22 protein-coding genes and 4 tRNA genes are annotated in these 22,913 nt (G+C 68.0%); 15 read left to right on the top strand and 11 right to left on the bottom strand.

The genetic code is table 11. The annotated features are described in order from the left end of the window. Positions 1–9: 9 nt before the first annotated feature. Positions 10–975, top strand: a complete 966-nt coding sequence (locus tag ACLJOO_RS37185; RefSeq protein WP_410792378.1) for an aldo/keto reductase — start codon at positions 10–12, stop codon at positions 973–975. Positions 976–1,228: 253 nt separating this feature from the next. Here ACLJOO_RS37185 and ACLJOO_RS37180 read toward each other — a convergent pair. Then, positions 1,229–1,300, bottom strand: a tRNA-Val gene (locus ACLJOO_RS37180). A 121-nt stretch (positions 1,301–1,421) separates the two neighbouring features. On the opposite strand from ACLJOO_RS37180, the gene ACLJOO_RS37175 reads away from it, so the two are divergent. Beyond that, positions 1,422–1,988 (top strand): CGNR zinc finger domain-containing protein, encoded by a 567-nt coding sequence (locus ACLJOO_RS37175; protein WP_410792377.1) that lies wholly within the window; start codon positions 1,422–1,424, stop codon positions 1,986–1,988. 317 nt (positions 1,989–2,305) lie between these two features. On the opposite strand, the gene ACLJOO_RS37170 is transcribed toward ACLJOO_RS37175, so the two are convergent. Next, positions 2,306–3,124 carry an aminotransferase class IV gene (locus ACLJOO_RS37170; RefSeq protein ID WP_410792376.1) on the bottom strand — a complete coding sequence of 273 codons (819 nt, stop codon included), beginning with the start codon at positions 3,122–3,124 and terminating at the stop codon, positions 2,306–2,308. 175 nt (positions 3,125–3,299) lie between these two features. Here ACLJOO_RS37170 and ACLJOO_RS37165 point away from each other — a divergent pair. The 3 genes from ACLJOO_RS37165 to ACLJOO_RS37155 all read left to right on the top strand — a co-directional run bounded on the left by ACLJOO_RS37165 (position 3,300) and on the right by ACLJOO_RS37155 (position 3,570). After that, positions 3,300–3,372, top strand: a tRNA-Gly gene (locus tag ACLJOO_RS37165). Between the two features lie 32 nt (positions 3,373–3,404). Beyond that, positions 3,405–3,475 (top strand) — tRNA-Cys (locus ACLJOO_RS37160). A gap of 23 nt (positions 3,476–3,498) precedes the next feature. Then, positions 3,499–3,570: transfer RNA gene (locus ACLJOO_RS37155), tRNA-Val, on the top strand. 130 nt (positions 3,571–3,700) lie between these two features. Here ACLJOO_RS37155 and ACLJOO_RS37150 read toward each other — a convergent pair. Beyond that, positions 3,701–4,189: a GNAT family N-acetyltransferase gene (locus tag ACLJOO_RS37150; RefSeq protein WP_410792375.1), complete on the bottom strand. Its 489-nt coding sequence runs from the start codon at positions 4,187–4,189 to the stop codon at positions 3,701–3,703. Positions 4,190–4,291: 102 nt separating this feature from the next. On the opposite strand from ACLJOO_RS37150, the gene ACLJOO_RS37145 reads away from it, so the two are divergent. Beyond that, on the top strand, positions 4,292–5,287 hold the full coding sequence (locus ACLJOO_RS37145; protein ID WP_410792374.1) for an NADPH:quinone oxidoreductase family protein: 996 nt from the start codon (positions 4,292–4,294) through the stop codon (positions 5,285–5,287). Here ACLJOO_RS37145 and ACLJOO_RS37140 read toward each other — a convergent pair. Both ACLJOO_RS37140 and ACLJOO_RS37135 read right to left on the bottom strand, forming a co-directional pair. Beyond that, the gene (locus ACLJOO_RS37140; protein WP_410792373.1) at positions 5,273–5,878 is read right to left on the bottom strand and encodes a formylglycine-generating enzyme family protein; all 606 of its coding nucleotides are present in this window, start codon (positions 5,876–5,878) and stop codon (positions 5,273–5,275) included. The genes ACLJOO_RS37145 and ACLJOO_RS37140 overlap by 15 nt on opposite strands. An 18-nt stretch (positions 5,879–5,896) precedes the next feature. Continuing rightward, positions 5,897–7,360, bottom strand: a complete 1,464-nt coding sequence (locus tag ACLJOO_RS37135) for an ArnT family glycosyltransferase (protein ID WP_410792372.1) — start codon at positions 7,358–7,360, stop codon at positions 5,897–5,899. 140 nt (positions 7,361–7,500) lie between these two features. Between ACLJOO_RS37135 and ACLJOO_RS37130 the strand changes: the two genes are divergently transcribed. The 4 genes from ACLJOO_RS37130 (at position 7,501) to ACLJOO_RS37115 (ending at position 12,489) form a co-directional block, all read left to right on the top strand. After that, on the top strand, positions 7,501–8,577 hold the full coding sequence (locus tag ACLJOO_RS37130) for a GntR family transcriptional regulator (RefSeq protein WP_410792371.1): 1,077 nt from the start codon (positions 7,501–7,503) through the stop codon (positions 8,575–8,577). A gap of 47 nt (positions 8,578–8,624) precedes the next feature. Beyond that, positions 8,625–10,181, top strand: a complete 1,557-nt coding sequence (locus tag ACLJOO_RS37125; protein ID WP_410792370.1) for a sensor histidine kinase — start codon at positions 8,625–8,627, stop codon at positions 10,179–10,181. Next, positions 10,178–10,846, top strand: a complete 669-nt coding sequence (locus tag ACLJOO_RS37120; RefSeq protein ID WP_410792369.1) for a response regulator — start codon at positions 10,178–10,180, stop codon at positions 10,844–10,846. The genes ACLJOO_RS37125 and ACLJOO_RS37120 overlap by 4 nt, the downstream gene beginning before the upstream one ends. A 119-nt stretch (positions 10,847–10,965) precedes the next feature. Beyond that, complete coding sequence (locus tag ACLJOO_RS37115) at positions 10,966–12,489, top strand: AAA family ATPase (protein ID WP_410792368.1); 1,524 nt, start codon at positions 10,966–10,968, stop codon at positions 12,487–12,489. 49 nt (positions 12,490–12,538) lie between these two features. Here ACLJOO_RS37115 and ACLJOO_RS37110 read toward each other — a convergent pair whose 3' ends face one another. After that, positions 12,539–12,799, bottom strand: coding sequence for a hypothetical protein (locus ACLJOO_RS37110; protein WP_410792367.1), 261 nt, complete (start codon positions 12,797–12,799; stop codon positions 12,539–12,541). Positions 12,800–12,884: 85 nt separating this feature from the next. Then, positions 12,885–13,526 (bottom strand): DedA family protein, encoded by a 642-nt coding sequence (locus ACLJOO_RS37105; protein ID WP_410792366.1) that lies wholly within the window; start codon positions 13,524–13,526, stop codon positions 12,885–12,887. A 133-nt stretch (positions 13,527–13,659) separates the two neighbouring features. Between ACLJOO_RS37105 and thrS the strand changes: the two genes are divergently transcribed. Further along, on the top strand, positions 13,660–15,681 hold the full coding sequence (thrS, locus tag ACLJOO_RS37100) for a threonine--tRNA ligase (RefSeq protein ID WP_410792365.1): 2,022 nt from the start codon (positions 13,660–13,662) through the stop codon (positions 15,679–15,681). Then, a complete protein-coding gene (locus tag ACLJOO_RS37095; protein ID WP_410792364.1) occupies positions 15,678–16,247 on the top strand; it encodes an HIT family protein in 570 nt (189 codons plus the stop codon). The genes thrS and ACLJOO_RS37095 overlap by 4 nt, the downstream gene beginning before the upstream one ends. Positions 16,248–16,294: 47 nt before the next feature. Here ACLJOO_RS37095 and ACLJOO_RS37090 read toward each other — a convergent pair whose 3' ends face one another. The 3 genes from ACLJOO_RS37090 to ACLJOO_RS37080 form a co-directional block, all read right to left on the bottom strand. Continuing rightward, complete coding sequence (locus ACLJOO_RS37090) at positions 16,295–17,230, bottom strand: hypothetical protein (protein ID WP_410792363.1); 936 nt, start codon at positions 17,228–17,230, stop codon at positions 16,295–16,297. A 119-nt stretch (positions 17,231–17,349) separates the two neighbouring features. Continuing rightward, entirely contained in the window at positions 17,350–18,273 is a 924-nt protein-coding gene (locus tag ACLJOO_RS37085; protein ID WP_410792362.1) for a hypothetical protein, read from the bottom strand. Between the two features lie 15 nt (positions 18,274–18,288). Beyond that, positions 18,289–19,209 (bottom strand): hypothetical protein, encoded by a 921-nt coding sequence (locus ACLJOO_RS37080; protein ID WP_410792361.1) that lies wholly within the window; start codon positions 19,207–19,209, stop codon positions 18,289–18,291. Positions 19,210–19,338: 129 nt separating this feature from the next. Between ACLJOO_RS37080 and pgsA the strand changes: the two genes are divergently transcribed. From pgsA to ACLJOO_RS37065, 3 genes are read left to right on the top strand one after another with little or no spacing between them, the layout of a single operon-like run. Continuing rightward, positions 19,339–19,995, top strand: a complete 657-nt coding sequence (gene pgsA / locus ACLJOO_RS37075; RefSeq protein WP_410792360.1) for a phosphatidylinositol phosphate synthase — start codon at positions 19,339–19,341, stop codon at positions 19,993–19,995. Further along, positions 19,995–20,861, top strand: coding sequence for a phosphatidylinositol mannoside acyltransferase (locus ACLJOO_RS37070; protein ID WP_410792359.1), 867 nt, complete (start codon positions 19,995–19,997; stop codon positions 20,859–20,861). The genes pgsA and ACLJOO_RS37070 overlap by 1 nt, the downstream gene beginning before the upstream one ends. A gap of 10 nt (positions 20,862–20,871) precedes the next feature. Next, positions 20,872–21,972, top strand: a complete 1,101-nt coding sequence (locus ACLJOO_RS37065; protein ID WP_410792358.1) for a glycosyltransferase family 4 protein — start codon at positions 20,872–20,874, stop codon at positions 21,970–21,972. On the opposite strand, the gene ACLJOO_RS37060 is transcribed toward ACLJOO_RS37065, so the two are convergent. Then, positions 21,948–22,910 (bottom strand): helix-turn-helix transcriptional regulator, encoded by a 963-nt coding sequence (locus tag ACLJOO_RS37060; RefSeq protein WP_410792357.1) that lies wholly within the window; start codon positions 22,908–22,910, stop codon positions 21,948–21,950. The genes ACLJOO_RS37065 and ACLJOO_RS37060 overlap by 25 nt on opposite strands. Positions 22,911–22,913 lie beyond the last annotated feature (3 nt).

Below are 22,913 nucleotides of genomic sequence, written 5' to 3'. Positions count from 1 at the left end.
GGTGGGGGCATGGGGTCTCTGGGGAACCGCCGGACCGTCAGTCCTTTGTGTCTGGGTGCGATGAACTTCGGTACATCGACACCCGCGGACACCGCTTTCGCGATTCTCGACCGATTCGTGGCGGCCGGTGGAACGTTCATCGATACGTCGAACAACTACAACCAATGGGTCGGCCACGGCGGTGAGAGCGAGGAACTGCTCGGCCAGTGGATGCGCTCCCGCGGCAACCGCGACTCCCTCGTGATCGCGACCAAGTGCGGCGCCCGAACGACTGTCCCGGGCGATCCAGGCGACGCGCATTGGGAGGGCCTGAGCGCATCGACCGTCGCGTCAGCAGTCAAGGGAAGCCTCGCCCGCCTCGGCGTCGACCGGATCGACTTGTACTACGCACACATCGACGACCGCAGTACGCCGCTGGACGAAACCGTCACCGCCTTCGGCCAACTCGCCACGGACGGCGTCGTGGACCTCGTCGGCTGCAGCAACACCGCCACCTGGCGCCTAGACCGAGCACGCCAGAGTGCGCTCGCTCAGGGAGTCACGCCGTACTCCGTAATCCAGCAGCACTCGAGCTACCTCTGGCCGAATCCCCCCGCACTACAAGGCGTCCAACGCCACGGCACCCCACACTTCCAACACGCCGGCATCGAACACTGGGACTACCTGTCAGAGAACCCAGACCTAACCCTGGTCGCGTACCAGTCCCTCCTAGGAGGCTCCTACGTACGCCCGGACCGCCCCTTCTGGCCCCAACGCGGCTACGCGCACCCAACGGCCTACGCCCGCTACGAAACCCTCCGCCAAACAGCCCAAGACCTCAACGCAACCCCAAACCAGGTAGTCCTAGCCTGGCTGATCCACCACGGCGCAGTCCCCCTAATAGGCGCCTCCACAATCCCCCAACTAGAAGAAGCCCTAGCCGCCGCAGACCTACATCTCGAAGCAGACCTGATAACCCACCTAGACAACGCCTAACCCCCGCACCCAACCGAAGCGAAAGGCACCCACCGACGGGCCGGTTGGGGATGTGGTGAGCGACGTACGAACCCGACCCGCACTGGCGAGCGAACTGCCCAACCCGACCCCCGGAGCCGAGCGAAGCGAAGGCGCACAGGGGGTGCGGGTGGCGGAGCCCCCGCCGCGCGGCAAGCGAAGCGCAGCCGCACAAATGACGAAGGCGAGGCGGTCAGCGCAGGAACTGCGCGACACACCTCGCCTATCGGCTTCGTGGGCGATACTGGGTTCGAACCAGTGACCTCTTCGGTGTGAACGAAGCGCGCTACCACTGCGCCAATCGCCCGGGGTGGTGCTGATGTTTCTTGTGTGGTGTTGCGGGTGAAACCATAGCGCATGATGAAGCGACGATCTAATCGGGCCGGGCTACTCTTGCTGCAGGACGGAGACCCCGTCACGTTGGAGACGTGATTGTGACTTTCTCGCACGACACCGAGCAGGCGCTCGGGACGCTGGTCCGGCTCGTCAACACGCTGCCCGGGCCGAACAGCCAGGTCGATTCGCTGGAGACCCTGGAGGAACTGGAGAAGTTCGTCCAGGAACGGGAGTTCAGCGCGGTCGACACGCTGTCGGACAAGGACCTGGCCGAGGTGCGTGATCTGCGGCCGTTGTTCGCGCCGGTGTTCACCACGGATTCCGACGCGTCCGCGGCGACGATGATCAACGCGATCATCGCGCGCGGTACGTCGACTCCGCGGCTGACCAACCACGACGGGCACCCGTGGCACATCCACTACTCCCGCGCGGGCGCGTCGCTGGCGTGCCGGATCACGGTGGAGTGCGGGATCGCGCTTGCCCAGGTGATTTCGGCAGGCGAACGGGAACGCCTCCGCAGATGCGAGGCGCCGGACTGCGACGACGCCCTGATCGACCTGTCCCGCAACCGCTCCAAGCGCTACTGCGACGCCCGCACCTGCGGCAACCGCTTGCACGTAGCCGCCTACCGCGAACGCCGCAAAGCCTCCGGCGAGTAACCCCAACCGGCGCAACACGCGCCAGAGCACACCAGCCGACCGCCTATCCGGCTCATCCAGCACGGCGCGCGCCTGCCGGCGACCTGGTCGGCGTCGCCTGACAACGCGGACGGATATCCCCTGCCGTTGGGGGTTCTCTGCTGGTGTACGAGGGGAGAAGCCCCAACGCGAGGGGATATCCCCTCGCGTTGGAGCGGGCTTGGCGGCCCGCTCGGTGGTCGTGTTGTGGCGCCGGAGGGTCGGGTTGGCGCGGGGCGGAGTTCTTTCCGGAACCTTTTGTGCGTCTGGTGGCAGTTATGTTCCGGAAAGGGCGGCCATTATGGGTTGGGGTTTTCGGTGGAGCGTTCGGTGAAGATTTTGGCTACCTGGGCGGTGATGGTGCCGGGGGCGGGGAGGTCGCGGTTGTCGACACGCTGGATGGCCTGGACGTCACGGGTTGTGGATGTGAGGAAGATCTCCTCCGCCTCGAAGAGCTGCTCCAGGGGTACGTCGCGCTCGACGCCGCCGAACCATTCGAGGACGAGTCCGCGGGTTACGCCGGCCAGTGCGCCCGACTCGAGGGTCGGCGTGACGAGTTCACCGTCGTACACGCAGAAGATGTTCGAGCCGGTGCCTTCGCTGAGGTTGCCGATCGTGTTGGCGAAGATCGCCTCACTGCCGCCGCGCTCCTTCGCGTAGGCGAGGGCGCGGACGTTCTCGGCGTACGACGTGGTCTTGAGGCCGGCGACTGCGCTGCGTTCGTTGCGCACCCACGGGACGGTGACGATCGCGGACACGGGTGACGGGCGCTTGATCTCCTGCGTCGCGATCACGACGGTCGGGCCCGACGTACCGCGGTCCGACGACAGCGGCGAGACACCGCCCGTGTACGTGATCCGGAGCCGCCCGAACGGGATATCAGGATCGGCCGCGACCACCGCGTCGATACCCGCCTCGATCGCGGCGACGTCCGGCGCCGGGAGGCCGAGTCCGACCGCCGAGCGGACGAGCCGCTCAAGATGCCGCCGTACTGCGAACGGGCGGCCGCTCTCGATCTTGATCGTCTCGAAAACGCCGTCACCGGTGGTCAGCCCGTGGTCCAGCGGCGAGACCGTCGCCTCGTCGTCGAGCAAGGCGCCGTTGAGCCAGATACGCATGTGGTGCTCCTTCCGCGGAACACCTTAGTGCGCAGGTGATCCCGGCCCGCGCGGGAGTCCGAAGGTGAGCAGTTGATGACGGTACGTCGACGTACCGGGGACCCCGGTTTTTGAACTCCGGCGGAGATGGGCTAATGTTCTTCTCGCGTCGGGGACATCGAAAACCGGTCGCACTGCGGACGTAGCTCAGTTGGTAGAGCGCAACCTTGCCAAGGTTGAGGTCGCCGGTTCGAACCCGGTCGTCCGCTCGGAGAGGGTTCGGCAGGCCAGCTTTCTCAGTGGTGGAGTGGCCGAGAGGCGAGGCAACGGCCTGCAAAGCCGTGTACACGGGTTCGAATCCCGTCTCCACCTCGAGAACCCCAACAGGTTCCCTTGGACGATTGGCGCAGCGGTAGCGCGCTTCCCTGACACGGAAGAGGTCACTGGTTCGATCCCAGTATCGTCCACGAAGCCGATAGGCGAGTCGTGTTCGCGGAAAGCGCGAACCGGCTCGCCTTCGTCATTTGTGCGGCTGCGCTCCGCTTGCCGCGCAGCCCGTCGGCGCGGGGTGGGGTCGTGCGTCACTCGCCACGGGGGCTAGGGGGTGGGGGCGGGGTGGCGGAAGCGGCGGTTGGTGGTGGGGGTTAGTTCTTGCATGCCGGCGGATTGCATTACGTGGGCTGAGGCGTCGTTGGTTGGGTGGCATTCGCCCCAGACTGTTACGTCCAGGTGGGTTAGCGCGGCGGTTAGGGCCTCGGTGGCGTAGCCGTTGGAGCGGTGGGTGGGGTGGATGGCGTAGCCGAAGCTCCAGTCGGCGGTGGGGTCGTCGCTGACGCCCAGGCCTAGCCAGCCGACGGGGGTGGCGTCGGTTCGGCGGGTGAGGATCAGTTGGAGGTGGGTGCCGTCTTGGGTGGCGGCGGTGCTGTGGAGGTCCAGCCATTCGCGGACGGCCTGTTCGTCGCGAGGGCCGAAGTCGTCCATGAAGCGGGCGACGCGGGGGTCGGTCCAGAGCTCGACGAGGGTCTGGAAGTCGGACTCGATCGGCCAGCGGAGAGCCAGCCTGCGGGTGATGAGTGGCAGCTCCATCCCGGCAAGCTAGCCGCGGACGTCGTCGTAAGGCGACGGATTTTCGGGAAGGAGTTCGATAGCGGGCAAACAGATGTACGATCAGCATCAAACAATCTGAGGGTGGTGAAGGTCGTGCGGGCGCTGGAACAGGCTTCGTTGGACGGTCCGGGTGCGATGCGGCTCGTGGACGTCGCCGTGCCGGTTGCTGGGCCGGGGGAGGTCCTCGTGAAAGTTGGTGCCGCCGGGGTGAACTTCGCCGACGTGATGCAGACGCGAGGCACGTACGACGGCGGTCCGAAGCCGCCGTACCTCGCGGGCTTCGAGGCAGCCGGAGAAGTCGTCGCCCTGGGGGAGGGCGTGACGAACGTGGCCCTCGGCGACCACGTCATCGGCACGGGCGCCGGTGCGTTCGCGGAGTACATGCTGATGCCCGCGAACTCCGTCGTACCTGTGCCGGCCGGCTGGAACGACGACGAAGCGCTCGGCCTGGTTCTGAACTGGGCAACCGCTCTCGCGTCTCTCCGGCCCCTCGGACGCCTGACCGCTGGCGACATCGTGCTGATCCACGCGGCCGCCGGCGGTGTCGGGCAGGCCGCGGTGCGGATCGCCAAGCACTACGGCGCAACGGTGATCGCCACGGCGTCCGCGTCGAAGCATGACGTCGTACGGCGGCTTGGCGCGGATCACGTGATCGACTACCGGGGTCCGGATCTGGTCGCCGAGGTACGTCGGTTGACGGGCGGGCGTGGTGTCGACATCGTGCTCGAATCCGTTGGCGGTGACACGTTCCGGCAGAGTGTCGAGGTTGCGCGCCGGGTGACTGGGAAGGTCGTCGTGATCGGGGCGGCGGCCGGTGAATCGTCGATCAGCAACTGGGAGCTCAACTTCAAGCATCCCGTGCACGTGATCGGCCAGCACCTGACCACCACGATCCAGCATGCGCCCGAACTGTTCGCTGAGGTCCTCGAAGAGCTGGACGAACTGATCAAAGCCGGCGCGTACCCACCCGGCCGCCCGACCGTCTACGAACTCGCAGACGGTCCGAAGGCCGTGGCCGAGCTCGAGGCCCGCGCCACCGTCGGCAAGCTCGCCCTCAGACCGTCAGTCGAGGACTGACTGCGCGATCCGGAAGCCGAGGTCCTCGATCGCGAAGGTCGGGTGTGATCGGCGGCGGACCGTGGAGCCGAGAGAGCGCTCTTCGTCGGCGAAGCCGCCGCCGCGGAAGATGCGGTACGAGCCGTAGGACTCCGGGTCGTACAGATCCCAGCACCACTCCCACACGTTGCCGAGCATGTCGTGCAGCCCCCACGCGTTCGGAGTTCGCTGCCCGACGGGATGCGCGTGGCCGTCGGAGTTCTCGGCGTACCAGGCGATCTCGTCGAGCGGACCGTACCGATAGCCGGGTGTGCCTGCGGTGCACGCGTACTGCCACTCGGCCTCGGTGGGCAGCCGGTAGCCGGGGGAGGACTGGTCCCAATCGACCTGCTCGCCCGCGATCGTGTAGGCGAGCGGCAGGCCGGCGTCCGACGACAACTGGTTGCACAAGGCAACCGCGTCGTACCAGCTCACGCCCGTGAGCGGCAGGCTGCCCCGCGTCATCGGGTACCGGGCCAGCCGGAAGGCGGGCAGGTTCACATGCCACCGCTTGCCGACCCGGTCGTCGCGCAGAAACAGAAGCCCAGCAGGTAGGTCAGCAAGGTCGGGCATCGTCCAACCGTAAGGGGATCAATAGAACTGCCGGATCTTCGGCCACAAGGTGGACCACGGCTCACCGGGCCCGGTGCACAGGACCAAGGCGGTGCCGTCCTCGTCGTTCGAGACGATGCTGTCGACCGTGCCGACCTGCTTGCAGTCCCGGAAGTACGACTCGAAGCCCGGGTTCCGTTCGATCTCGACGAGCAGCACCGGGCCGGTGTTGGTGTCAGGCGGCCGCGCCCAGTCCCAGAAGCTCATGTGCGAGGAGTACGGCGCTGGCAGGCCGAGCGCAGGCCCGTGGCGCACGAGCGCTCCGGCCTCGCCGTAGTTGCCGGTGAAGAGAGTCGCCGTCGATCGCTCCGCGGACGGGATCTGGCTCCAGGCATTCGCGACCGACGCGGCGAACGCAGGCCACCCGATCTGCTCGCCCTGCTCCTTGTTCACCGGGATGACGAAGTCGGCTGCTGACGCGGGCAGGACCGGCAGGGTGAAGACGGCAGACGTCACGGCAGTCAGCACGAGACCGACGACAGCCTGGGCCCGATGACGATCGACCCAGCGCAGCGTGGGCTCACAACCTGCGGCCACCAGGACGAGCAGCAGCGGCAACGCGTAGTACGACTTCCCGCCAGACACGAGCACGACGACGCACAACACCGGATACGCCAGCGCGACGGATCGAGCCCAGCGGAGCTCACGCCAGATCCGACGGAACCCGGCCACCCACACAGGAACCAGAAACGGTGACAGCTGCAAGAGCTGGAGCGGAACGAACATGATCCGGTTCTCGGTGCCGTCGTCCTGGCTGATGCCGCTGGCAACCGTGAGCTGTGGCCAATCGTGCTGGAACTGCCACAGCACGTTCGGCAACGCGATCAGCCCCGCGACCGCGACACCCGCGACCAGCCACCAGGACCGCAGCACCCCACGCGGTCCCACGATCAGAAGCGAGATGAGCAGCGCGCCGATCGGCAGCACGACGAGGTACTTGTTCTCCAACGCGATCCCGGCCGTCAGCCCCAGCGCGAGCCACCAGCGGCCGTCGCCCGTCCGCAGCAGCTTCACCGCGAACAAACCGATCAGCATCCAGGCAAGCAAGTCGTACGTCGCCGTGGAGACCAAATGCCCGACGCCGAGTACGAAGCCGGACACCGCGGCGCAGACCGCGGCCAGGATCTGTCCGCGCCGCTCGCTGCCGAACTCCCGCGCGATCAGCGCGACCACGATGATCGTGGCGACGGTGCTCAGCGTAGACAGCACGCGCAGACCCATCACGGTGTCGCCGAAGGCAGCCGTCGAGACACGCGCGAGGAACGGCGTCAGCGGCGGCTGGTCGACGTACCCCCAGCTGAGATGCCGCCCGGCGACCATGAAGTACAGCTCGTCGCGGTGGTAGCCGTAGCGTCCGGACAGCGCGGTCAGCACCGCACCGACGATCAACGCGACGGTCGTCACAGGCCGTACGGCGAACGCAGGCACCGGTGGGCGGGTCATGGCGGCATGGTGTCAGCCGAACGGGGCCGCGACTAGTTCAACAGGCGAGCGATCTGGCCGTCGGGCCGACCTCCACCACCGCGCCGACAGTTTGCGGGATGATTGGATATGTCAACCGGAACCTCCGAGGGGTAGGCGCTGTGGCACTGCTGTACGAGCGGATCTGTGCTCACGTGCTGGAGCAGCTCCGCCGGGGCGCGTTGCGGCCGGGGGACCGGGTGCCGTCCGAGATGGAGCTGGCGGCGCAGTTCGCGGTCAGCCGGATCACGTCCAAGCGCGCCTTGGAGGTACTGCGGGAAGCCGGTCTGGTGGAGCGCGTCCGGGGCAAGGGGACGTTCGTCGTACGCCGGTTGCCGGACCTGACCGATCTGACCGTCCCGCTCCGTTCGAACCCACGGCGTGACGCGCTGTCGATCGCGTACATCGTGCCGTCCATGTCGGAGGCGTTCGGGCTGGACCTCCTCAACACCATCGAGGAGCGTTGCGCGGAGCATGGCGCACATCTGGTGGTACGGCGTACCCATGGGCGTCAGACCGACGAGGAGAAAGCTGTCGACTCGCTGGTGGCCACAGTGGACGGTCTGATCGTGTTCCCGGTGTACGGCGACTTCTACAACGCCAGCCTGTTGCGGCAGGTGCTCGACGGCTTCCCCGTGGTCCTGGTCGACCGTCATCTCTCCGGTATCCCGGTGTCCGCCGTCCTGACCGACAACGTCGCCGCCGCTCGGGCACTCACGGAGCGGCTGCTGGACCAGGGGCACGAACACATCGCATTCGTGTCGCCGCCACCGGTGAACACGTCCTCCATCGAGGATCGCCTCGAGGGCTTCCGGTCCGCCTTCGCTGAGCGCGGTCAGCCGCACGAGCTGATCAATCTGCGCAGCACGCTGCCCGGGTCGACCAGCACCGAGAGCGTCCGGGCGGACATGGATGCCATCCGGGTGTTCCGTGACCAGAGACCCGAGGTGACGGCGTATTTCGCCTGTGAGTACAACCTGGCCCGTATGGTCGACCGGGCGCTGGGCGGCGGCGACCATGTGGTGGCGTGCTTCGACTCACCGGGTGACTCCATCGGCGGACCGCCATACCTGCACGTCCGGCAGAACCAGACGGAGATGGGCCGACGTGCCGTGGACCTACTACTGGCACAGCTGCGCAGCGAGCAGGTGCCGAACCTGTCATACGTTCCGTTCGAGCTGATCGACGCGCAGACCTGACTTTCGGCAGTACGGCGCGCGCAGTGCGGCTGTGTAGCGTCTACGTCATGAAGTGGCGGCGCCTGGGGGACGTGGGTCTGTGGGCCGCGTTGAGTTTCCTGGTGCTCGCAGAGAGCGGTGCACGGCACGACCCGTACTGGTTCCGCGCTGTCTGCCTCGCCGTACTGGCGTTTGCGGTCTTCGGGCGACGCAGGTGGCCTCTGGTGGCCCTCGGGGTCGTGGCATGGACGGAGATCGTCGTCCTCGCCTTCGCGCTCGGTACGACGAACGGCGTGCAGATTGCCCTGGTACCGGCGATCAGCCTGCTGAGCTACCTGGCCGGACGACGGGAGACGCAGCTCAAGCACTTCGTCCTGCTGTGCAGCTGGTCGCTGCTCGGGATGCTTCTGCTCGCCCTGACGATGCGCCGGGGAGCTCAGGCGACAGAAGCGGTGTTGACGTGGCTCCTGCTGCTCCTGCTCGCACTACTCCTGGTCGTGCTGCCGTGGCTGATCGGCCGCTACCGGGCGCAGCAGGCCTTGCTGGCAACGGCTGGCTGGGAGCGCGCCGAGCGGATCGAGCGCGAGCAGCAGATGGAGATCGACCAGGAGCGCCTGCGCGAGAGGTCCCGGATCGCCGAGGACATGCACGATTCGGTCGGTCACGAGCTCAGCCTGATCGCACTGCGCGCGGCAGCCCTCGAGCTCGACCCGTCCCTGCCGGAGGAGCACCGCCGCGCTGCGGGCGAGCTACGCGAGTCAGCCGCCACTGCGACGGAGCGGCTCGGCGAAATCGTCGGCGTACTGCGTGACCAGGACGCACCGACCGTGCCGCACGACGAAACCGTACGTGCGTTGGTGGACCGGGCTGCTGCGTCCGGTCTGGCGGTGCAGCTGACCGAGGACGTCGACGGCGTACTGGCACCGATGGTGGACCGTGCTGTGCACCGCGTGGTGCAGGAGTCGTTGACGAACGCGAGCAAACACGCACCTGGCGCGTCCGTGACAGTCAGCGTGACCACACTCGAGGACGACGTACAGGTAGAGGTTCTGGACACCGGAGCGAGCCAGCCAGTGGCTGCGCCGTCAGGCGGGCGCGGCCTCGACGGCCTGCGTGAACGCGTCCGGCTCGCTGGCGGCTCGTTCACTGCAGCTGCACGACCAGGTGGTGGTTTCCAGGTCACTGCCACGATGCCGCGCGCGGGTGGCCGACCGGAGCCGCCGACTGCCGCGGTTGAGCGAGCCACGGTACGACGGAGCGCACAGCGTGGCCTGATCACTGCCATTGCCGCGCCGGTACTACTAGGTGCGCTGGTCGGCACGGTTGCCCTCGGCTACTACCTCGTCGCCGGCTACAGCGCGATCCTGCGACCTGCGCAGTACGACGCACTCACCATCGGCCAGCCCGAAGCGGACGTGGCGAAAGTGCTGCCGCGGATGCAGATGATCGACGCGCCGGGGGAGGGGTACCAGCCACCGGCGGGCTGGAGCTGCAGGTACTACCGGCCGGCCGCGCCGTTCTCCAGCAACTACGTCTACCGCCTGTGCTTCGCGAACGGCGCTTTGGTCGCCAAGGCCGTCGTACAAAGTGGTTCTGTCCCACCGACCCCGGAAGGCAACGGATGATCAGGGTGATGCTCGCCGACGACGAGGCGATGGTGCGGGCCGGTGTCCGCGCGATCCTCGGCACCGACGACGAGATCGAGGTCGTTGCCGAGGCAGCCGACGGCGTGGAGGCCGTCGAAGCGGTACGTCGGCACCGGCCGGACGTCGCCGTACTGGACATCCGGATGCCGCGGATGGACGGACTGGCTGCCGGGGCAGAGATCCGGCGGACCGTCCCGGACACGGCGGTCGTCATCCTCACGACATTCTCGGAAGACGCCTACATCGCCCGTGCGCTCGGCGACGGCGCGAGCGGCTTCCTGCTGAAGTCCGGCGACCCGCGGGAGCTGATCGCGGGGCTGAAGGCAGTAGCCGAGGGCGCTGCCTACCTGTCCCCGAAGGTCGCGCAGCGGGTGATCGCCGAGCTGAGCGCCGGAGCAGGTGGCGGTGCGATGGCGCGTGCGGCGGCCGCCAAGGAGCAGGTCGCCGTACTGACTCCCCGGGAGCTGGAGGTGCTCGGACTGGTCGGTGCCGGTCTGTCGAACGCTGAGATCGCGGGCCGGCTGTACCTGGTCGAGGGGACCGTGAAGGCGTACGTCAGTGCCGTTCTGCTGCGGCTCGGCGTGAAGAACCGGGTCCAGGCGGCGATCGTCGCCTACGAAGCCGGTCTGGTCACCGGGTCGTGACATGGTGTGGACACCGTGTCATGGGATAGTGGACGCTCCCGGGGACCTCACCTCTCCGGACCACCCAGCAAGCCTCCAGGGGCCACCCGCCCCCTCGTACAGAATCGGGGATCCAGGTCGTGACCGACTCGCACAACTCCGGACAGCACAAGGACCGGGAAGCAGCGGCGGCCGAGGTCCGGAGAATGTGGCAGCCGACCCCCTCCTGGTCTCAGCCGGACCCTAACCAGACCGCCGACGCCGAACCCGTCGAGGAAACTGAAGAACAGGCGGACGCCTTGTCGCAGGACTTCCCGGGCGACTCGTGGTCCGGACCGGCCACCAAGCCCGCCGACCAGCCGGCCCCATGGGCCCAGCCGCAGCCGAGCGCACCGACCCCGTCGTGGACGCAGCCTGCCGCCGAGTCCGGTGCCGCGTCGTGGAGCCAGCCGGAAGAGCAGGACGATGAGGTCGAGCCTGCAGCGACTGAGGACGCTGCTCCCGCTCAGGAGGCCGGTCCGAACAGCCCGGTGTTCGGCGGCTCGTCGTTCCACGGCTCCGGACAGGACCAGGGCGCGCAGCCGCAGGCTGGCCAGTTCCCGCCTGCCCAGCCGCCGCAGGCCGCTCCGGCGCCCCAGCCGGGACAGGGCGGTCAGCCGCTGTCGCCGGCCGCTCAGCACTTCTTCCCGCAGGGCGTCCCCGGTCAGCAGGCGCAGCAGCCCCCGCAGAACCTGTCGTACCGCGCGGACGAGCTGATCCAGGCGTTGCCGTTGCCGCGGGAAGCTCCCGCCGAGCGCGGTATGCGGAGCATGCTGAAGCTGCGTCCGGGTAGCTCGGAGCGTTCCGAGCGGATCGCGCGGGCCACTGCGGCGACGGCCTTCCGCCGTCCGGTGACGATCGTCGTGGCGAACCCGAAGGGCGGCTCGGGCAAGACGCCGACCACCCTGATGCTGGCCGGTGCGCTCGGTCAGGCCCGCGGCGGCGGTGTCGTCGCCTGGGACAACAACGAGCTGCGCGGCAACATGCACCTGCGGACCCACGACACGAACTCGCGGTCGACCGTCACGGACATGCTGCAGGCGATGCCGATGCTGACCCAGCCGGACGCCCGGCTCGGCGACGTCGCGGCGTACCTGCGGCACCAGGTCGCCGGTCAGTACGACGTCCTCACGTCGGCGACCACGACGTACGCGCAGATCGAGGCCAAGGACTTCGACCAGATCCACCGCCTGCTGAGCCGGTTCTACAAGGTGCTCGTGATCGACACCGGGAACAACGAGGGCTCCAGCAACTGGCGCGAGGCGATGAAGGCGGCCGACGCCCTCGTCATCCCGATCAAGTGGAAGAGCCTGTCCTGCGCGGCCGCCGTGCAGATGCTCGAGGAGCTCGACAACCAGGGCCCGGAGGCGCAGCGGCTGATCCGCCGCGCGGTGATCGCGGTCTCGAACGGCCCCGGCGACGTCAACAAGGAGGTCGAGAAGCAGCTCCGGCCGTACTTCGACTCCCGCGCCGCCGCCGTCATCGACATCCCGACCGACATGCACGTCGCGGCGGAAGGTCCGCTGGACCACAACGCCCTGCAGCCCGCCACCCGCCGCGCCGCCCTGGAACTGGCCGCCCGGGTCTCCGAGCAGATCACCACCGCCCTCAACACGCCCCGCTGAACACCTGCCGGCGGCGTCACGTCCAGGACGTGGCGCCGCCGAGTCACGTTCAGCCGCAGAGGTTGATGTACCAGACGTCGTTCCAGTTGGTGATGAACTTCTTGCCGACCGACAGGTACCGCAGGTGCTCATGGCGCGAGCCGAGCAGTTGGACGCGACGGGTTTGGTTGTTGAAGTAGTTCGTCGTCCCGAGAAAGTTGGTGAGGCTGTAGACCTGGCACCGGTAGAACTGGAACAGCGAGTAGCTGGTGCCGGCGGAACTGGTGTCCCTGATCCAGGTGCAGAACCGGCCGGCCGGACACCGGTTCACCCAGGCGGTGGCTTGTGCCTGGCTCCAATCCCACTTCGTGTCCCAGATCTCGGACTGACCGCCGGCAGTGATCGGCGCGGCACTTTCAACCCGCTTTCACGACTTCACTATCGAGCTCGACCTGAGGTTCAGGTTTGCGGAGGCGGTGGCGGATCAGTTCGACGATGAGGGTGACTGCTAGGGCGAGGCCGATGCCTAGGGCGACGCCCTTCAGGGGGTTGTCTTCGAAGGCTTTGCCGCCGATGTAGCCGACCAGGGTGCAGTAGATGCCCCAGCTGATGGCGGCGAGGGCGGCGTACGGGGTGAAGCGGCGGAGTGGGAAGCGGACCGAGCCCATCGTCAAGGTGACGGCCGTGCGGCCGCCGGGGACGTAGCGGGCGACGACGAGGACCAGGCCGCCGCGTTCGGCCAGGGCTCGGCGGGCCCACAGTACGGCGGCGTGGCGTTTGGTGCCTGGCTTGACGCGGTCGAGCAGCCGGCCGCCGGCGCCGCGGCCGAAGGCGTACGAGACGTGGTCGCCGATGAACGCGCCGATCGCCGACACCACGATCACGGCGTACAGGTTCGGCTCCCCGGTGGCCGCGGCGAACACGCCGGCGGTGACGACCAGGGTCTCGCTCGGGATCGCGGGGAAGAACCCGTCCAGCGCGGCGAAACCCCACAGCGCGAGGTAGATCCACCACGAGGACATCAGTTCGTCGGCGAAGTGCAGGATGGCGTCGCTCATACCTAGAACCTAGAAATGCAGGGCACCCCGGCACATCGGACGAGCGGCTGGTCCCGACCCCTACTTTCGTCAGGTGTGTCGATACCATCTGTCCGTGACCGGTATTCGGCTGGTCGAGACCTGAGGAGTGAACGTGTCGGAAGTCAAGGTCCACCTGATCGGCGTCGAGGGCGAGGCTGAGCGGAGTGTGACCGAGACGACGACGATCGGGGAGCTGTTCGCCGGGATCTTCGGCCAGGACCGCTCCGCCATCGCCGCCCGGGTCAACGGTGAGCTGCGGGACCTGTCCCGGGTGATCGCCGACGGCGACGAGATCGAGCCGGTCAAGGCGGCGTCGGAGGACGGCCGGGCGATCATCCGGCACTCGACGGCGCACGTCCTCGCGCAGGCGGTGCAGGACCTGTTCCCGGAGGCCAAGCTCGGTATCGGCCCGCCGGTGGAGAACGGGTTCTACTACGACTTCGACGTACCGACGCCGTTCACGCCGGAGGACCTGACCAAGCTCGAGAAGAAGATGCAGCAGATCATCAAGGAGCGGCAGCGGTTCAGCCGCCGGGTGGTCTCCGACGACGACGCGCGCAGCGAGCTGTCCCAAGAGCCCTACAAGCTCGAGCTGATCGGCATCAAGGGCTCCGCGGCCGACGCCGCCGAGGGCGCTTCGGTGGAGGTCGGCGGCGGCGAGCTGACGATCTACGACAACGTCCGGCGCGACGACAGCGTCGCATGGAAGGACCTGTGCCGCGGCCCGCACGTCCCGGCCACGGGCTACCTCGGCAACTTCAAGCTGATGCGTACGGCGGCGGCGTACTGGCGGGGGAGTGAGAAGAACCCGCAGCTGCAGCGGATCTACGGCACCGCCTGGGAATCGCGCGACGAGCTCAAGGCGCACTTGACCAGGCTCGAAGAGGCCGCCAAGCGTGACCACCGCAAGCTGGGCACCGAGCTCGACCTGTTCAGCTTCCCGGACGAGATCGGCTCCGGTCTCGCGGTATTCCACCCGAAGGGCGGCGTACTGCGGAAGGTGATGGAGGACTACTCCCGCCAGCGGCACGTCGAGGACGACTACGAGTTCGTCTACTCACCGCACATCACCAAGGGCCAGCTGTTCGAGACCTCCGGTCACCTGGACTGGTACGCCGACGGCATGTACCCGCCCATGCACCTGGACGAGGAGCGCGGCGCGGACGGGCAGATCCGCAAGCAGGGCCAGGACTACTACCTGAAGCCGATGAACTGCCCGATGCACAACCTGATCTTCGCGGCCCGCGGCCGGTCGTACCGGGAACTGCCGCTGCGACTGTTCGAGTTCGGCACGGTCTACCGGCTGGAGAAGTCCGGTGTCGTGCACGGCATGACGCGCGCCCGCGGGTTCACCCAAGACGACGCGCACATCTACTGCACCCGTGAGCAGATGCGCGACGAGCTGCGCAACCTGCTGACGTTCGTGCTCGGCCTGCTCGCCGACTACGGCCTGGACGACTTCTACCTTGAGCTCTCCACCAAGAACCCGGACAAGTTCGTCGGCTCCGACGACGTCTGGGAGGAGGCCACCGAGACGCTCCGCGAAGTTGCCGAGGGCTCCGGCCTCGAGCTGGTCCCGGACCCGGGCGGCGCAGCGTTCTACGGCCCGAAGATCTCCGTCCAGGTCAAGGACGCGATCGGCCGGACCTGGCAGATGTCGACGATCCAGCTGGACTTCAACCTGCCGGAGCGGTTCGAGCTGGAGTACACCGCGCCCGACGGCTCCCGGCAGCGGCCGGTGATGATCCACCGCGCGCTGTTCGGCTCGATCGAGCGGTTCGTCGCGGTCCTGACCGAGCACTACGCCGGCGTGTTCCCGCCCTGGCTGGCCCCGGTCCAGGTGATCGGCATCCCGATCACCGACGGGCACGTGGACTACCTGTTCGAGATCGCCCGGCAGCTGAAGGCGCAGGGGATCCGGGTCGAGGTCGACGCGTCCGACGACCGGATGCAGAAGAAGATCCGGAACGCCCAGAAGGCCAAGGTGCCGTACATGCTGATCGCCGGCGACGACGACATGTCGGCCGGATCGGTCTCCTTCCGGTACCGCGACGGCACGCAGAAGAACGGCGTACCGATCGCCGACGCCGTGGCCGAGATCGTCGAGTCCGTGCAGAAGCGCGTTCAGGTATGACGGACACCCCCGACTCGCCGTACACACCTGAAGAACTGGTGGGGCAGGATGGGGTCGGGGTGCCCGATCCGTTCATGCGGTTGTGGACGCCGCATCGGATGGCGTACATCGAGGGGGAGAACAAGCCCACCAATGACGAGGCCGGGGCGGGCTGCCCGTTCTGCCGGTTGCCGGGTCTGCCCGACGCGGATGCGCTGATCGTGCACCGCGGCGAGGCGGCGTACGCCGTCCTGAATCTGTACCCGTACAACCCGGGTCACCTGATGGTCGTGCCCTACCGGCACGTCGCCGACTACACCGAGCTGACCGACGCGGAGGTCGCCGACGTCTCCAGGCTGACCCGGCAGGCGATGCAGGCGATCCGCACGGTGTCGGGGGCGCACGGCTTCAACATCGGCATGAACCAGGGCGAGATCGCCGGCGCCGGCATCGCCGCCCACCTGCACCAGCACATCGTCCCGAGATGGGCCGGCGACACCAACTTCATGCCCGCGATCGCCCATACGAAGGTCCTGCCCCAGCTCCTCCCGGACACCCGCGCGCTCCTCGCGAAATCCTGGCCGTAAACGGCAGATCGCCCTGCCCGAGGCGTCGGGCAGGGCGATCTGATGCTTCACTCGCCGTTGAGGTCCTGGCCGCTGAAGTTCTTCCACAGGAAGTACGTCGGGTCGGTGAAGCTGCCTGCGGCCTTGCCCAGCGACTGGATCGTCGTGGCGGTGCCGTTGGCGTGACCCACGTGGTACAGGTAGCCGGAGCCGCTGTCCTTGTCGATCCCCAGGAGCAGCGTGCCGTCGCCGCACGGCGCCGCGACGAGCGACTCGAACCCCTGCCAGGTCGAGCTCCGGACCTCCTTCACCACACCCGGAATGACCTGTCCGCCGGCGAGCGGCAGCCGGGCGGTGTAGAGCTTGCCGCTGGTCATCGTCATCAGGAACGTGTCGTACGTCGAGGTCTGGCTGATGAGCGTCATCGCCTTCACCCCGCTGTACCCGGACTGCCATCCGGTGACCTGCCGGCTCTGTACGCCGTCGTTGTCGACGACGTTGCGCCGGTACAGCGTGCCGTCGTTGTGCAGCGAGTATTCCGTGTCCCGCTGCGTGGTCGCGGTGACCACGGTCGAACGGTCGAGCGACCGGTACACGTCCCAGCCGCCACCCACCCGGGTGACCCGCTTCTCCGAGACAGTGCCCCCACCGGCCGGCGTCAGGTACGACGTGTCGTACAAGCTCGACCCCATGATGACCGGACCGGTGTGCGCGTCACCGCCGACCTCCGTCGCACCGAACCGCATCGTCGCGCTCAACCGCACCTGCCCGTCCGGGTAGATGTCCTTGGCAACGATCTTGTCCTCGACCTTCGAACCGTCGGTCGCGAACGTCTGCAGCCGGTGGTCCCCACCCGCCGTCACCGAACCGACCTTGATGCTGCACGTGGCGCCGGACGTACTCGCGCCACCGGTGGACTGCGCTGCGGCGAAACCACCGCTCAGCAAGGCCGCGCTGACAACCCCGGCCGCGAGCGCTCCGCCGTACCTGGCCCACTTGATCATTCTGGTTCTCCCCCTGCTCTCTGGATCGGACAGCGGGTTGGATGCGGTCATGACCGAAAAAGTTCGGCCCGGCTCCGAAGAGCCGGGCCGAACCCTCAATCAGTCGCTGTTACAGGGCCTCAGTCGCCCGCCAGCCGCTCGCCGGTGAACAACTGCCAGTGGAAGTAGACCGGCTCCTTGAACGAGCCCGGCACCTTGCGGATCATCCTGATCGAGGTCGCGGCACCGTTGGCGTGCCCAACCTTGTACAGGTACGCGGACCCGGTGTCCTTGTCGATGCCGAGCAGCAGTACGCCGGTGTCGCACGCCGCCGCGATCAGCGTCTCGAACCCCTGCCACGTCGAGCCCCGGACCTGCTTCACCACACCCGGGATGATGTGCCCGCCGGCCAGCGGCAGCCGGGCCGTGTACAGCTTGCCGGAGGTCAGCGTCATCAGGAACGTGTCGTACGTCGCTGTCTGGCTGATCAGCGTCATCGCCTTCACACCCCGGTAGCCGGACTGCCAGCCGGTGATCTGCCGGCTCGCCACACCGTTCTTGTAGGTGACGTTGCGGCGGTACAGCGTGCCGTCGTTGTGCAGCGAGTACTCGGTGTCGCGTTGTGTGGTCGCGGTGACGTACGTCGACCGGTCGAGACTCCGGTAGACCTGCCAGCCGGGCCCGACCCTTGTGACCTGCTTGTGCGTCACGGCGCCCGTGCCGTCAGCCGTCACATAGTTGCTGTCGTACATGGTCGAGCCCATGATGACCGGACCTTGGCGTGCCATGCCGCCGACATCGGACGGCCCGTACCGGACGGTCGCGCTCAGTCGGACCTGCCCGTCCGGATAGAGGTCCTTGGCAACGATCCAGTTGTCGACCACCAGGCCGTCGTCCGTGATGACCTGCTGGCGGTGGTCGCCGCCGGCGGTCACCGATCCGAGATTGAGCCCGCAGGTCCTCGTCGTGCTGCTCGGCTGCGCCGAGGCGGGCCCGGTTGCCAGCATCCCGGCGCTGAGGGCGCCGGCGGCGAGCAACCCGCCGTACCTTCTCCACTTGTGCATCTGGTCCCCCTGCGATCAGTCGCCCGCGAGCAGCGGGTCGGTGAACTTGGTCCACTGGAAGTAGACCGGGTCGGTGAAGGTGCCGGGGGCCTTGCCGAGGCCCTTGACGACCGTCGACAGTCCGTTGGCGTGGCCAACGGAGTACAGGTAGCCGTTACCGGTGTCGCGGTCGATCGCGAGGACGATCGTGCCTTGACCGCACGGCGCCGCGACCAGCGTCTCGAACACCTGCCACGTCGACATCCGGATCGGTTTCACCACCGACGGGATGATGTGCCCGCTGACGCGTGCGAGGCGTGCGGTGTAGAGCCGGCCGGTGGTGTGCGTCATCAGGAACGTGTCGTACGTCGCCGTCTGGCTGATCAGCGCCATGCCCTTCACCCCGCGGAAGTTCGACACCCAGCCGTCGTGGTGCCGGTAGATCCGCCCGTTGGCGTCGGTCCTGAGGGTACGGCGATCCAGCTCGTAGCCGTCCTTCCGCATCGACCACTCCACGGTCCGCGAGCCGACCGTCGACCGGTCGAGGGTCTTGTAGCCGTCCCACCCCGGACCGACCCGGGCCAGCACGTTCTGCGACACCGTCCCGCCGCCGACCGGCGTCCGGTACGAGTGGTCGTAGAGCACCGATCCGACGACGACCTGGCTGGTGTGCAGCTCCGAGCTGCCGCTGGGCCCGTACCGGACGGCTGCGCTCATCTTGGCCTGGCCGTCCGGGTAGACGTCCTTGGCGACGATCTTGTCGCTGACCTTCGTGACCGGCGCTGTCGCCGAGAAGGTCTGCATCCGGTGATCCCCGCCGGCCGTCACCGAGCCGACCGAGATCCTGCACGGCGCCGTCGTCCCGCTCTGCTCCGCCGTCGCCGTGCCGGCCGTGAGCAGTCCCGTGGTGAGCGTCGCGGCGGCCATCAACCCGCCGTACCTGAGAAGTGTGCGCATTACCACCACCCCCATCGCTGATAGATGGTGGTTTGACGCTGGTCTGGACCGGAAAGTTCAGCTCTGCCGCAGAGCGAAACCGTGGGTTGTCACCTGATCTCCCTGCGGGTGAACTACGATCGCGTCGCCATGCTTAACAGATTCCGGCAGTTCTGGACCAAGGTGATCACGCCGATCGCCACCCTCCTGCTCAAACTCGGCGTGAGCGCCGACGTGGTCACGCTGGTGGGCACCATCGGTGTGTCCGCCGGGGCGCTGATCTTCTTCCCGCGCGGCCAGCTGTGGATCGGCGCGGTGGTCATCACCTGTTTCGTGTTCTCGGACCTGATCGACGGCCACATGGCCCGGACGTCGGGGACGTCGTCGAAATGGGGCTCGTTCCTGGACTCGACGCTGGACCGGATCGCCGACGGCGCGGTCTACGGCGGCCTGGTGATGTACTACGCGAACTCACGGGCCGGCGACTCGACGCTGATGGCGGCCGTGACGCTGTGGGCACTGGTGATGGGCGCGGTCACGTCGTACGCGCGGGCCAAGGCGGAAAGCCTCGGCCTGAAGGCGAGCGGCGGCCTCGCCGAGCGCGCGGACCGCCTGGTCTTCACGCTGGTCACCGCGTTCTTCTCCGACGTGCTGAACCTGCCGATCCTGCTGGAGATCGTGATCTGGTACGTCGCCGCGGCGAGCACGATCACCGTTGTGCAGCGGTCGCTGTCGGTCCGCAAGCAGGTCCTGGCCGACCCGGCCAACTCAGGCCTCGACACGCCGCCGCCGGACCCCAAGGCCTGATGGAAAGGGTCCGGCACCGGGTCGTCGACCTGGCCTTCGCGCTCTCCTGGACCCTGGTACGACGCCTGCCCGAGCGAACCGTCACCTGGCTGTTCCAGCGTGCCGCGGACCGCACGTTCCGCCGCAACGGCCGCGGCGTACGGCGACTGCGCGGCAACCTGGCCGCCGTACGTCCAGAGGCCACCCCGGCCGAGGTCGACGACCTGACGCACGCCGGGATGCGGTCGTACCTGCGCTACTGGCAGGAAGCGTTCCGCCTGCCCGAGTGGACCGACGAGCAGATCGTCGGCCGCGTCCGAACGGTCAACGAGAAGGTGCTGCGCGACGCGTACGCCGCCGGGCAGGGCGTGATCTGCGCGCTGCCGCACCTGGCGAACTACGACCACGCGGGCGCCTGGGCCGGGCTGACCGGGATGCCGGTGTCGACGGTCGCGGAACGACTGCAGCCGGAGTCGCTGTTCGACCGCTTCATCGCGTACCGGAAGAAGCTCGGTATGGAGGTGCTCCCGCTGACGGGCGGTGACGACGACGTCACCGGCGTACTCGCGGAACGCCTGCGGGCCGGGGGATTCGTGTGCCTGGTCGCCGACCGGGACCTGTCCGAGCGCGGTGTCCCGGTGACGTTCTTCGGCCGGCCGTCGCGGATGCCGGCCGGACCGGCCGCGCTGAGTCTGAAGACCGGCGCACCGCTGGTCCCGGCGACGCTGCACTACGACGGCCCGGACCTCGTCATCACTTTCCACGCCGTGGTCGAGCCCGACGGCGGCGCGGCGGCGATGACCCAGCGGTGCGCCGACGCCTTCGCGCTCGGGATCGCCGAGCACCCGCAGGACTGGCACATGCTGCAGCGCATCTTCCTCGGGTGAGAATTGAGCCGTGAGGATCGGCGTGGTGTGCCCGTACTCGCTGGGCACGCCCGGCGGGGTGCAGAACCACGTCCGTGACCTCGCCGAGGCACTGCTCTCTCTCGGCCACGAGGTCTCGGTCCTGGCCCCGGTCGACGATGCCGGGCCCGAGAGCGCCGTCCCGCCGTACGTCGTCTCGTCGGGACGGGCTGTCGGCGTCCCGTACAACGGATCGGTCGCCCGCGTGACGTTCGGGCCGCGGACGGCGGCGCGCGTGAAGAGCTGGCTCGCCGATGGGAACTTCGACGTCGTCCACGTTCACGAGCCGACGACTCCGAGCGCGTCGATCATCGCGCTGTGGTCCGCCGTCGGACCGTTCGTCGCCACGTTCCACACCTGGCAGGTCCGGTCCCGGGCAATGAGCGTCGCGTCCAGCCTGCTCCGGCCGGCGCTGGAGAAGATCGACGCCCGGATCGCGGTGTCCGAGAACGCCCGCTCGATGATGGTCCAGCACATCGGCGGTGAGGCCGTGGTGATCCCGAACGGGCTCTACACCGCCCGGTTCAAGGGCAGTCCCCGCCCGGAGTGGATGGGCGAGGACGGCACGATCAGCTTCCTGGGTCGGCTGGACGAACCGCGCAAGGGCCTCGGCGTGCTGCTGGACGCCGTACCTGCATTGATCGCCGAGCGTCCGCGGTTGAAGGTCCTGGTCGCCGGATCAGGTCAAGCTGACGAGGCGTTGCGGCGGCGGTATCAAGACAACGTGCTGTTCCTGGGCGCGATCGACGACGAGGCTCGGGCCGACATGCTGGCCGGTTCGGACGTCTACATCGCCCCGCATCTCGGCGGCGAGAGCTTCGGCATCGTCCTGCTGGAGGCGATGGCGGCGGGTGCGCCGGTGCTGGCGAGTGACCTGCCCGCGTTCCGGCAGGTGCTCGAGGGCGGGCACCTGGGGGAGTTGTTCGAGCCCGGGGACGCCGGGGAGCTCGCTGCCCGTGCGCTGCGGCTGCTACGTCGGCCCGACGAGCGTGAGCAGCTCAGGTCCCTGGGGCTGGCCGCCGTAGCGAAGTACGACTGGTCTGTCCTGCTGCCGGAGCTGCTGTCTGTCTACGAGCTTGTTGCGCGCCGGTAGCGCTCGGCCAGCCGCTCCAGGTACGCCGTCAACTCCGGAGGACCCTCGAGCACGACAAAGTCTGCGTCGAGCAGACTGAGGTGTACGGCGAGACTCTTAACGCTGTCAGCACCTGTCTGCAGCAGACACCGCTCCTCATCGATCGGCTCGACCACCCCAACGGCAGGCGTGAGCTGCTCAGCAAGCATCGACGCAGGTACGTCGACCTCCACGGCCGCCCGGTACCGCCAGGCCGCAGCAGACACCCGCCGAGACACGTACGCCGCCACGTCACCGTCCTCAGGTAGCTCGCGTGGAGCGAACCGCGGTCCGGTCGGAATCCGCGGCCGCACCCGATCCACCCGAAAGGTCCGCCAGTCGTCTCTCTCCAGGTCGAACGCGACTAGGTACCAGCGCCGACCCCAGTTGACCAGCCGGTGCGGTTCGACGCGCCGGAGCGTCTCCGACCCGCCATGCGCCAGGTAGTCGAATCTCAACTGCTCCCGGTCCCGACAGAGCGCGGCCAGTTGCGTCAGCAGCTCTGGATCGACCTGTGGACCCACCTCGTCCGGCGGCACCTGCACTGTGTAGCTGGCGAGGGTGTTGACCCGCCGGCGCAGCCGCGACGGCAGCACCTGCTCCAGCTTGCTCAACGCACGCAGCGAGATCTCCTCCACCCCAGCGACGCCGGCTGCCTTCCGGAGCCCGACCACCACCGCCACGGCCTCGTCATCGTCCAGCAGCAACGGCGGCAGCGCAGCTCCCGCTCCTAGCCGATAACCACCCACGGAGCCGCGGGTGGCGTCTACCGGGTAGCCGAGCGACCGCAGCCGCTCCACATCAGCCCGCACGGTCCGCGGGCTGATCTGCAACTTCTCTGCCAGCTCGGCACCGGTCCAGTCGCGCGGCGACTGCAACAAGGTGAGCAGTTTCAGGAGCCTCGCCGACGTCTCGATCATGCT

This window comes from Kribbella sp. C-35 (assembly GCF_046549195.1).
Lineage (GTDB): Bacteria > Actinomycetota > Actinomycetes > Propionibacteriales > Kribbellaceae > Kribbella.
This window is presented reverse-complemented; position numbering and strand designations above follow the sequence as displayed.